8 protein-coding genes are annotated in these 9,610 nt (G+C 73.8%); 4 read left to right on the forward strand and 4 right to left on the reverse strand.

Annotation, left to right across the window (positions count from 1 at the left end; all coding sequences use genetic code 11):
* Positions 1-2: 2 nt before the first annotated feature.
* A complete protein-coding gene (locus AC3EUJ_RS26055) occupies positions 3-758 on the forward strand; it encodes a sirohydrochlorin chelatase (RefSeq protein ID WP_431965376.1) in 756 nt (251 codons plus the stop codon).
* Between the two features lie 28 nt (positions 759-786).
* Here the strand turns inward: AC3EUJ_RS26055 and AC3EUJ_RS26060 are convergent, their stop codons facing one another.
* Positions 787-1,638, reverse strand: a complete 852-nt coding sequence (locus AC3EUJ_RS26060) for an LLM class flavin-dependent oxidoreductase (protein WP_431965378.1) — start codon at positions 1,636-1,638, stop codon at positions 787-789.
* Positions 1,639-1,837: 199 nt separating this feature from the next.
* Positions 1,838-3,313 (reverse strand): glycosyltransferase family 39 protein, encoded by a 1,476-nt coding sequence (locus AC3EUJ_RS26065; protein WP_431965380.1) that lies wholly within the window; start codon positions 3,311-3,313, stop codon positions 1,838-1,840.
* 115 nt (positions 3,314-3,428) lie between these two features.
* Here AC3EUJ_RS26065 and lepB point away from each other — a divergent pair, with 115 nt between their 5' ends.
* Positions 3,429-4,112 carry a signal peptidase I gene (gene lepB, locus AC3EUJ_RS26070; protein ID WP_431965382.1) on the forward strand — a complete coding sequence of 228 codons (684 nt, stop codon included), beginning with the start codon at positions 3,429-3,431 and terminating at the stop codon, positions 4,110-4,112.
* Here lepB and AC3EUJ_RS26075 read toward each other — a convergent pair.
* Both AC3EUJ_RS26075 and AC3EUJ_RS26080 read right to left on the reverse strand, forming a co-directional pair.
* Positions 4,109-4,354, reverse strand: coding sequence for a hypothetical protein (locus AC3EUJ_RS26075; RefSeq protein ID WP_431965384.1), 246 nt, complete (start codon positions 4,352-4,354; stop codon positions 4,109-4,111). The genes lepB and AC3EUJ_RS26075 overlap by 4 nt on opposite strands.
* 18 nt (positions 4,355-4,372) lie before the next feature.
* On the reverse strand, positions 4,373-4,984 hold the full coding sequence (locus AC3EUJ_RS26080; RefSeq protein ID WP_431965386.1) for a winged helix-turn-helix transcriptional regulator: 612 nt from the start codon (positions 4,982-4,984) through the stop codon (positions 4,373-4,375).
* A gap of 107 nt (positions 4,985-5,091) precedes the next feature.
* Between AC3EUJ_RS26080 and AC3EUJ_RS26085 the strand changes: the two genes are divergently transcribed.
* Both AC3EUJ_RS26085 and AC3EUJ_RS26090 read left to right on the forward strand, forming a co-directional pair.
* Positions 5,092-6,303, forward strand: coding sequence for a pyridoxal phosphate-dependent aminotransferase (locus tag AC3EUJ_RS26085; RefSeq protein ID WP_431965388.1), 1,212 nt, complete (start codon positions 5,092-5,094; stop codon positions 6,301-6,303).
* Positions 6,304-6,604: 301 nt separating this feature from the next.
* The gene (locus AC3EUJ_RS26090; protein ID WP_431965394.1) at positions 6,605-8,827 is read left to right on the forward strand and encodes an MMPL family transporter; all 2,223 of its coding nucleotides are present in this window, start codon (positions 6,605-6,607) and stop codon (positions 8,825-8,827) included.
* The last annotated feature ends 783 nt before the right edge of the window (positions 8,828-9,610 follow it).

Consider the following 9,610-nt stretch of genomic DNA (forward strand, 5'->3'; position numbering starts at 1 on the left):
CGGTGACCACGCACCCCGTCCTCCTCGTCATCGCCCACGGCAGTCGCGACCCGCGGCACGCCGCGGCCGTCCACGCCCTGACCGCGCGGGTCCGGGCGGCCCGGCCCGGTCTGCGGGTCGGGACCGCGTTCCTCGACCACTGCGCGCCGAGCGTGCCGCAGGTCGTCGACCGCCTCGCCGCGGAGGGCGTACGCGACGTGGTGGCCCTGCCACTGCTGCTGACCCACGCCTTCCACGCCAAGGCCGACATCCCCGCGGCGCTGCGCGAGTCCACGGCGCGCCACGCCCGGCTGCGGGTACGCCAGGGCGACGTCCTCGGCCCCTCACCCCTGCTGCTGTCCGCCCTGGAGCGGCGGCTGCGCGAAGCCGGGCTGGGCCCCGGCGACCGCCCCTCGACCGGCATCGTCCTGGCCTCGGCGGGCTCCTCCGACCCGGAGGCGATCGCGGTGATCGCAGAAATCGCGCGGGAGTGGCGGCGCACCGGTTGGTGTGCCGTGCGGCCTGCGTTCGCCTCCGCTTCTCTTCCCACCACGGATGAGGCGGTGCGCCTGCTGCGCACCGAGGGCGTCCGGCACGTCGCGGTCGCGCCGTACGTCATCGCGCCGGGCTTCCTGCCGGACCGCATCGCCCGTGGGGCCCGCGCCGCCGGTGCGGACGTCCTCGCCGGGGTCCTCGGCGACGCCCCCGAGGTGGCCCGGCTGCTGCTGCGCCGCTTCGACGAGGCGCTGCTGCCGCGGCTGTGGCCGGCGCTGGCCTGAGGCGCCGCGGGGCGCGGCCGGCGTGCCGTCAGGCCGCGACGTCCGCCAGGCGTTCCACCTGGGTCAGGTCCGACGACCAGCAGTAGAGCATCACTTCGTCGGCGCCGATGCCGTCGTACCCGGCGACCGCGTCGCGGATCTGCTCCGGGGTGGTCAGCAGGCCCTCCGCGACACGGTCGGCGATCCCGCTGAAGGCGTAGTAGTCACGGATGTTGGCGCGGGCCGCGGTGACGACCGCGTCCGGTCCGAGCGCGACGTTGGCCTGGGCGACCAGCCGAGGGCGGCCGGTCCGCGCGTGCCGCTCCCAGCTCCGCTCCGCCTCGCGGAAGAGCCGGTCCATCGCCTTGGGCGGCAGCCCGGCGCCGAGGAAGCCGTCGCCGTGGCGGCCGACCCGGTCCAGCGCCGCCGGGGCGAAGCCGCCGAAGAGCACCTCTGGCCCGCCCGGGGTCGCGGGGGCGGGGCCGATCGGCCCGGCCCCGTCGCCGTACGGGTCACCGGCCCAGAGGCGGCGCAGCAGGCCCATCTGCTCGTCGAGCAGGCGGCCGCGGCGGTGGAAGTCGGCGCCCGCCGCGAGGAAGTCGTCCTCGCGCGCGCCCACTCCGACGCCGAGGGTGAAGCGGCCTGCGGCGAGGAGGTCCAGCGTCGCCGCCTGCTTGGCCAGGACGGCGCCGTCGCGGAACGGGGAGATGAGGACCTCGGTCTGCAACCGGATCCGGTGCGTCGCCCCGGCGAGCACGGCGAGGGTGACCAGCGGTTCGGGGTTGTCGTACACGAGGCGGTCGAGCAGGCCGAGGCTGCTGAAGGGGCCGTCGTCGGCGCGGCGGGCCCAGGTCGTCAGCACGGCGGGGTCGTCGACAGGAAGGCCGAGACCGATCTTCATGGGGAACTCCTCGGGAAGGGCACGGACATGTGGTGCCGCCCCTCCGTCACCGCGCACCGACCGTGCGGGCCGCTCCCGTTCTGCGGCGTCCTTCAGGGGAGCGTGATCAGCGAGTGTGCTCACCGTAACGCGCCGCCCCCGGCCCCGGCGACTGATTTCCCCGTGTCGCGACGGCCGGGGGCGCCACGCGAGTGAGGACCTAGTAGTAGTGGCGCAGCCACGACCACAGCTGCGACCAGGGCGCGTTCGGGGCGGCGCACAGCACGATCGCGGCGTCCTGCTCCTCGTTGGCGACGTGGTGGCCGTTGTCGACGCCGCCGACCCGGCGGCAGTCGGCGAAGTACCGTTCGAGGCCGTCGGCCCCCTCCTGGCGGACCAGCAGCACGGGACCCGTCGCGGAGTCGGGCGGCGGGCCCCAGTCGGCGAAGCTCATGTGGGCGGAGTAGGGGGCGGGCAGGCCGCGGGCTGGACCGTAGTGGGCCAGGGCGCCGGCCTCGCCGTAGTTCTGGGCGAATACGACCGCGCGCGGCCGGTCGGCGACGGGGACACCGGACCAGGCGTCGGCGACGGCGTCGGCGAGCTGCGGCCAGCCGATCTGCTCGCCCTGCTCCTTGTTGACGCCGTTCACCGCGCCCACCGCGCCCGGCGGGAGCACCGGCAGCGAGATCAGGGCGCTGACGACGGCCGTCAGCGCGACGGCCCACCACATGGCGCGCGGCCGGGAGGCAGCCGTGACACAGCCCGCCGCGAGCAGCGCCAGCAGCAACGGCAGGCAGTAGTAGGGCTTGCCGCCCGAGACGACCACCACGACGGCGAGAAGGAGATAGGCCGGGACGAACGCGCGCGCCCACCGCAGCGCGGGCTCGCGCCACAGCCGCAGCCCGCCCGCGATCCACACCGGGACGAACGCCGGTGAGAGGAAGACGATCTGCTGGGGCACGAACAGGACGCGGTTCTCGGCGCCGTCGTCCGCGCTGATGCCGCCCGCCACGGTCAGCTGGGGCCAGCCGTGCGCCGCCTGCCACCACAGGCTGGGCAGGGCCACCGCGAGCGCGACGACGGCTCCGGCGAGCGGCCACCAGCCGCGCAGCACGTGCCGGGGACCGGTGGCGAGCAGCGCCGCGAGCAGGGCCACGGCCAGCAGGGCGACCAGGTACTTGTTCTGCATGCCGATGCCGAGGGCCGCGCCCACCGCGGGCCACAGCCGGCGGTCGCCGGTGCGGAGCAGTCGCAGCACGAGCCAGCAGACGACCACCCACACCAGGACGTCGAAGGTGGCTGTGGAGACCATGTGGCCGACGGCCAGGACGAAACCGGAGACCGCGGTGCACGCCGCCGCGAGCACCTGCGCCGTGCGCCCCCCACCCAGTTCCCTGGCGACGGCGGCGACGACCACGACGGTCGCGGCGCAGGCGAGGGTGGCCACCACCCGCAGCCCGGCGGGCGTTTCGCCGAAGACCGCGGTGGACAGCCGGGCGGCGAGCGGGGTCAGCGGCGGCTGGTCGACGTAGCCCCACGCGGGATGGTCGCCGGCGACGAGGAAGTACAACTCGTCGCGGTGGAAGCCGTAGCGGCCGGACAGCGCCGTCAGCACGGCGACGACCGCGGCCGCGACCCCGAGCACCGGCGCGGTGGCGAAGGACGCCACCTGCGCGCGGACGTGCGTAGCGGACATCGCCCACCCCCCGGTGTTCCCCACCGACGAAGGTACCCGGGAGCAGGCCCGGAGGCCATGGGCGGTGGCCGGACGCCGATCGGTAGTGTCCTCACACACGGATTCGGGAGGGGTCATGGAGCGGACTGGACGACGACGGCGCATCGCCGCCTGGGTGCTGGGACCGGTGGGGCTGGTCCTCATGGTCGGCGCGGTGGCCCTGGTCAGGGCGGGCTACACCACGGCCACCATCTCGAGCCAGGCCATGGAGCCGACCTACTCCCCCGGTCAGCGCGTCCTGTTCGAGCGGATCGACGGTGACGAGGTGCGGCGCGGCGACGTGGTGCTGATCGCGGCACCGGAACGCTACCAGGGCGGGCCGGTGCTGAAGCGTGTGATCGGCACGGGCGGCGACCGTGTGGCGGAGCGGAGCGGCGGACCGGTGACGGTCAACGGCAAGGAGCTGTCCGAGCCGTACGTCAAGAACGGCGATCCGTCCGGCGGCGCGCCCGCGTTCGACATCACGGTGCCCCGGGGGAGGCTCTTCCTGATCGGCGACTATCGCGCGGATTCCTTCGATTCCCGCTGGTTCCTCAGCGACGAGTCGGGCACGCTCCCCGCCTCGGGGGTACGAGCCCGGGTGCTCGAGGACCGCACCGGCCCCCTGGTGCTGGGCCTCGCGGCGCTGCTCGGCTTCGCGCTCGCGATCACCGGCCTGGTGCTCGGCATCCTCGCTCGGATCGCACGGCACCGGGAACGGTACCCGGCCGCGCCGTCGACGGCCCCCATCGCCTGGGGCCATGTGCCGCCGGGCAGCTAGCGCTTTTCGACGTCGAAGCGGCTCAGCCGGGAGCCCCCGGCGCGCGAGGCGCGGTCGAGCAGCGCGCTCAGGGCGCGGCGGCCCGGCGTGAGCCGTACGCGGGCCTCCGCCGGGAGGACCCAAATGGTCCGGGAGTCGCGCAACCGCAGGCCCCAGCGAGCCAGTTCGCGGGGGTCGTCGCAGCTCCAGCCGACGTTGACGGCGCACGTGCGACCGGCCTCTGCGGAGCCGACGGTGGCCATGCCCGCACCGTACAGCGGTCAGGCGCCGCGCAGGGCGTCGGCGAGGGGGCCGTCGCCGGTGACCTCGGCGCCGCCGTCCCGCAGCGACTCCGCGATGCCGCGGACGGCTCCCGCGGGCAGGGCGAGCACCGCATCGGGGCGTTTGGCGGGGCCGTCGGCGTACGACGGGACCTCGCCGCCGAGTTCGATGTGGAAGGCGCCCTCGTCGAGGCGGACCTCGACCACGCCCGCGGGGACCCCGGGGAGCGCGGCGAGATGGCGCATGAGTGGCACGGCGGCCCAGTGGGCGCGGACGGCGTCGGTGGGCCGGGGGTCCAGCAGCTCCGGCGCGCCCCACTCGGCGAGGGCACCGAGTACGGGGAGCAGTTCGCGGCCGCGCCGGGTGAGTTCATAGACGTACGCGGCGCCGGGCGGTGCGAGGCGCCGTCGGGTGACCAGGCCGTCGCGCTCCATCTCCTTGAGCCGGGAGGCGAGGACGTCGGTGCTGACGCCGGGCAGGTCGGCGTGGAGGTCGGTGTACCGCCGGGGGCCCGCGAGCAGCTCCCGGACGATCAGGAGCGTCCAGCGCTCACCGACGGTGTCCAGGGCCCGGGCGACGGCGCAGTACTGGTCGTAACTTCGGCGCGGCATGATCCCCAGTGTAGACAAGGAGTTGGACTTTCCAAGCGCGTACTTGGTAAAACCAAGGAGAGCAGCGTACGGAGCGGGATCACCGGACCGGGTCGGGAGGCCGTCGCATGGAGTACAAGCAGTCGAGCAAGCTGGCCGACGTCTGCTACGAGATCCGCGGGCCGGTGATCGAGCACGCCAACGCGCTGGAGGAGGCGGGGCACAGCGTCCTGCGGCTCAACACGGGCAATCCGGCGCTGTTCGGATTCGAGGCGCCCGAGGAGATCCTTCAGGACATCATCCGCACGCTCCCCACCTCGCACGGCTACAGCGACTCACGCGGCATCCTGTCGGCCCGCCGGGCGGTGGCCCAGCACTACCAGGAGCGCGGGCTCGCCGACGTCGGCGTGGACGACGTCTTCCTCGGCAACGGGGTTTCCGAGCTGGTGCAGATGGCCGTCCAGGCGCTGGTCGACGACGGCGACGAGGTGCTGATCCCGGCCCCCGACTTCCCGCTGTGGACGGCCGTGACGAACCTTGCCGGCGGCAAGGCGGTGCACTACCTGTGCGACGAGCAGGCCGACTGGTTCCCCGACCTCGACGACATCGCCTCCAAGATCACCAGCCGTACGCGGGCGCTGGTCGTCATCAACCCCAACAACCCGACGGGCGCGGTCTACCCGCGCGAACTACTCGAGGGCATGCTCGACCTGGCACGCCGCCATCATCTGGTCGTCCTCGCCGACGAGGTCTACGACAAGATCCTCTACGACGACTCTGTCCACCACTCGGCGGCCCAGCTCGCCCCCGACGTGCTGTGCCTGACCTTCAGCGGGCTGTCCAAGGCCTATCGCGTGGCGGGCTTCCGCTCGGGCTGGCTGGTCGTCACCGGACCCCGGCAGCACGCCAAGAGCTATCTCGAGGGCCTGACGATGCTGGCATCGATGCGGCTGTGCCCCAACGTCCCGGCCCAGCAGGCGATCCAGGCCGCGCTCGGCGGCCGGCAGAGCATCAAGGACCTGATCCTGCCCGGGGGGAGGCTGCACGAGCAGCGCGACAAGGCCTGGGAGAAGCTGAACGAGATCCCCGGCGTCAGCTGCGTCAAGCCCAAGGGTGCCCTCTACGCCTTCCCGCGGCTTGACCCGAAGGTGCACCGGATCCACGACGACGAGAAGTTCGTGCTCGACCTGCTGCTCCGCGAGAAGATCCAGGTCGTCCAGGGCACCGGTTTCAGCTGGCCGCGCCCGGACCACTTCCGCATCCTGACCCTCCCCCGCGCCGACGACCTGGACGCCGCCATCAGCCGTATCGGCCGCTTCCTCGCGGGCTACCGCCAGTAGCCCGGATCCGGGTACCGCACCCCGGATCCCGTTCGCGTGCGGCCGGGCGCCGGGAGGGTGTTAGCTGTAGGGGGCAAACACTCCCGTGGGCGGGGGTTGTCCCCACTCCCTGGGGAGGAGAAACCCGCCGCCGGTTCACCTGTCAGCCGGATGGGGCGGTGTCCCGCGGACCCATAGCGTCGTGGACGAGGCGGTGGTGAGGTTCCACCGCCCGGCTTCGAGGGGGTTCGCAACCGTGGCAAGCGCGCACGGCAGGGTACGTACCGCGGGGACGGTACGCGGGCAGGGCATCGCCGCCGCCATGGGCGGCTGGAGCGCCCGGCACCGCTGGACGGCGGTCGGGAGCTGGCTGCTCTTCGTCGTACTCGCGCTGGTCATCGGCTCGATGGCCGGGCGGGTCGACCTGACGGACCGGGAGGAGGTGCCCGGGGAGTTCGGGCAGGCGGTGGCCATCCTGGACAAGGCCGGGCTGAGCGACGGACCCGCCGGCGAGATGGTGCTCGTCCAGGCGGCCGAGGGTTCCCGGAAGGCCACCGACCCGGCCTTCCGGGCCGTGGTCAGGGAGGTCGTCGCCGCGGTGAAGGGCACCGGCCAGGTCACCTCCGTCCAGTCGCCGTACGACCTCGGGGCGGTCTCCGAGGACGGCCGGTCCGCGCTGGTGAGGTTCGACATGCGCGGCGACCCCGAGACGGCTGCCGACCGGGTCCAGCCGGTCGTGGACGCCGTCCAGGGCGTCCACGACGAGCACAAGGACCTGAAAATCGAGCAGTTCGGCGAGGCCAGCTCGGAGAAGGTCTTCAACGAGGCCTTCGGCAGCGACTTCCAGCGCGCCGAGTACTCGGCGCTGCCGGTCGCGCTCGGCATCCTGCTGATCGCCTTCGGCGCGCTGGTGGCGGCGCTGCTGCCGGTGGCGCTGGCGATGACGGCCTTCCTCGCCACGACCGGCCTGGTGGCCGTGGTGAGCCACGCCGTCCACATGAGCGACACCGCCAACTCCGTGATGCTGCTGGTCGGCCTGGCGGTCGGTGTCGACTACTGCCTGTTCTACCTGCGGCGTGAGCGCGAGGAGCGGGAGGCGGGACACGACGCGCAGACCGCGCTGCGCATCGCGGCGGCCACCAGTGGCCGGGCGGTGCTGGTCTCCGGCGTGACGGTGATCGTGGCGATGGCGGGCATGCTCTTCACCGGCATCGGCGACTTCAGGGCGATGGGCCTGGCCACGATGATGGTGGTGGCCGTGGCGATGTTCGGTTCGGTGACCGTGCTGCCCGCGCTGCTGTCCCTGCTCGGCGAGCGGGTCGAGAAGGGCCGGATCCCCTTCCTGCACCGCCGGGGCAGGGGGGCCGGCGGGGAGTCCCGCATCTGGCGGGCTGTCCTGGCCGGCGTGCTGCGCCGTCCGGTGGTGGCGGCCGCGGTCGCGGGCGGGTCGCTGGTCGCGCTGGCCGTCCCGGCGATCGGCCTGAACACCGCGAACCTGACACTAAGTCAGGAACTGGGCGACGACCTGCCGGTCGTCCGGGCTTACGAGGACATCAACAAGGCGTTCCCCGGCGGCCCGGACCCGGCCCAGGTGGTCGTCAAGGCCCCCGGCATCAGCTCGCCCGAGGTACGTCAGGCCATCGACGCCTTCTCCCGGGAGGCCGTGGCCAAGGGCGCCTCCCCCGGGCCGGTGGAGACCGAGCTCCACGAGAAGGAGGGCGTCGCCGTCCTCAAGGTGCCGCTGACGGGCGGCACCGACGAGGAGAAGGCCGAGGCCTCGCTGAAGGTCCTGCGTGACGAGGTGCGCCCGGGCACCCTGGCCAAGGTGGCCGGCCTCTCGGCGCCGATCGGCGGCTCGACCGCGGCGTCGATGGACTTCACCGACAAGATCGGCGACGCGGTGCCCCCGGTCTTCGCCTTCGTCGTGGCCTTCGCCTTCCTGCTGATGCTGCTCTCCTTCCGGTCGCTGACGATCGCGGTCACCTCGATCGTGCTCAACCTGCTGTCGGTGGGCGCCGCCTACGGCATCCTGACCATCGTCTTCCAGCACGGCTGGGGTGCCGGCCTGGTGGGCGCCGAGGGCGTCGGCGCGATCGTGGCCTGGCTGCCGCTGTTCCTGTTCGTGATCCTCTTCGGGCTGAGCATGGACTACCACGTCTTCGTGGTCTCCCGGATCCGCGAGGCGCGGATGCGCGGGCTGACCACGCAGGCCGCGATCCGGCACGGCATCACGACAACGGCCGGTGTGGTCACCAGCGCCGCGGTCATCATGGTGGCGGTCTTCGCCATCTTCGGCACGCTGTCCATGCAGAGCATGAAGCAGATGGGCGTGGGCCTGGCCGCGGCGGTGCTCATCGACGCCACCGTCATCCGCGGTGTGCTGCTCCCCGCGGTGATGGCCCTGCTGGGCGAGCGCAACTGGTACCTGCCCAAGTGGCTCGGCCGGCTGCCGGACATGACCCACGACGAGACCGCGGTCGCGCCGGCCCCCGTACGACCGGCGCCCGCCCCGGCACCGGTCGAGCCCTCGGGTGCGGGCCGCTGACCCGGCGCACCCGGCGAGGACGCTCCGGCCCGGCCCCCGTCGCCACGGGGGCCGGGCCCCGCCGTACCACGAGCCGTCTCAGGGCCCGCCGGCGCCGAACATCCCCACGAGGACCTCGACGACGAGCCTGCCCGTGCTCGCGGCACCCGTGCCGAAGGCGGTCGCAGGTAGCCCACGGCGGCGTCCTGCGGCGAGGGGGAGCCCTCCTCGGGCCGCCAGGCCGCCGGCATTTCGTCCTCGCCGCACACGAACGCGGCCAGCTGCCACCCGTCGCGCCACAGCACACTGCTGTGGGAGCCGACGGGTTCGAAACGGCAGGCCCGACCCGGAAGCTCGGCACGGACAGCGAACGAGGAGCCGGTCAGCCGCCCCGGCCCGAGGCGGAGCCCGGCCGTGTCGCCGCCGACCGTCACGGTCAGCCGGTCCGCGTCGCGGGTGCCCACCGGGGCCTGGGCACGGTCCCGCGCCTCCCCTTCTCGGACGATCGTCGCGGTGGGCAGCCCCGCCCCCTCCACCAGGCCCAGGGCCATGCCATCGCCCTGCTGGGTGATGGTCAGCGAACCGAACAGCTCGTCCCGCACCGTGCACCGAGGCGCCGAGGCACCGAGGCACCGAGCCGGCGGCCGGGACTGCGCCCATGTGCCTCACCGTCCCGTCAGAGGCGGCGTGACCGGGCGGCCACTCCCTCGCCGTAAGCCCACGCGAGGCCGCCCGGCGCGGCCGGGCCTAACGCTCGGCGCCGGGGGGGGGGGGGGGGGGGGGGGGGGGGGGGGGGGGGGGGGA

The sequence above is a fragment of the Actinacidiphila sp. bgisy160 genome (assembly GCF_057707815.1).

Excerpts from the sequence above, each read along its gene's own strand:
- AC3EUJ_RS26060 (WP_431965378.1), bottom strand. The coding sequence starts at position 1,638 with ATGAAGATCGGTCTCGGCCTTCCTGTCGACGACCCCGCCGTGCTGACG.
- AC3EUJ_RS26065 (WP_431965380.1), bottom strand. The coding sequence starts at position 3,313 with ATGTCCGCTACGCACGTCCGCGCGCAGGTGGCGTCCTTCGCCACCGCG.
- lepB (WP_431965382.1), top strand. The coding sequence starts at position 3,429 with ATGGAGCGGACTGGACGACGACGGCGCATCGCCGCCTGGGTGCTGGGA.
- AC3EUJ_RS26075 (WP_431965384.1), bottom strand. The coding sequence starts at position 4,354 with ATGGCCACCGTCGGCTCCGCAGAGGCCGGTCGCACGTGCGCCGTCAAC.
- AC3EUJ_RS26080 (WP_431965386.1), bottom strand. The coding sequence starts at position 4,984 with ATGCCGCGCCGAAGTTACGACCAGTACTGCGCCGTCGCCCGGGCCCTG.
- AC3EUJ_RS26085 (WP_431965388.1), top strand. The coding sequence starts at position 5,092 with ATGGAGTACAAGCAGTCGAGCAAGCTGGCCGACGTCTGCTACGAGATC.
- AC3EUJ_RS26090 (WP_431965394.1), top strand. The coding sequence starts at position 6,605 with ATGGGCGGCTGGAGCGCCCGGCACCGCTGGACGGCGGTCGGGAGCTGG.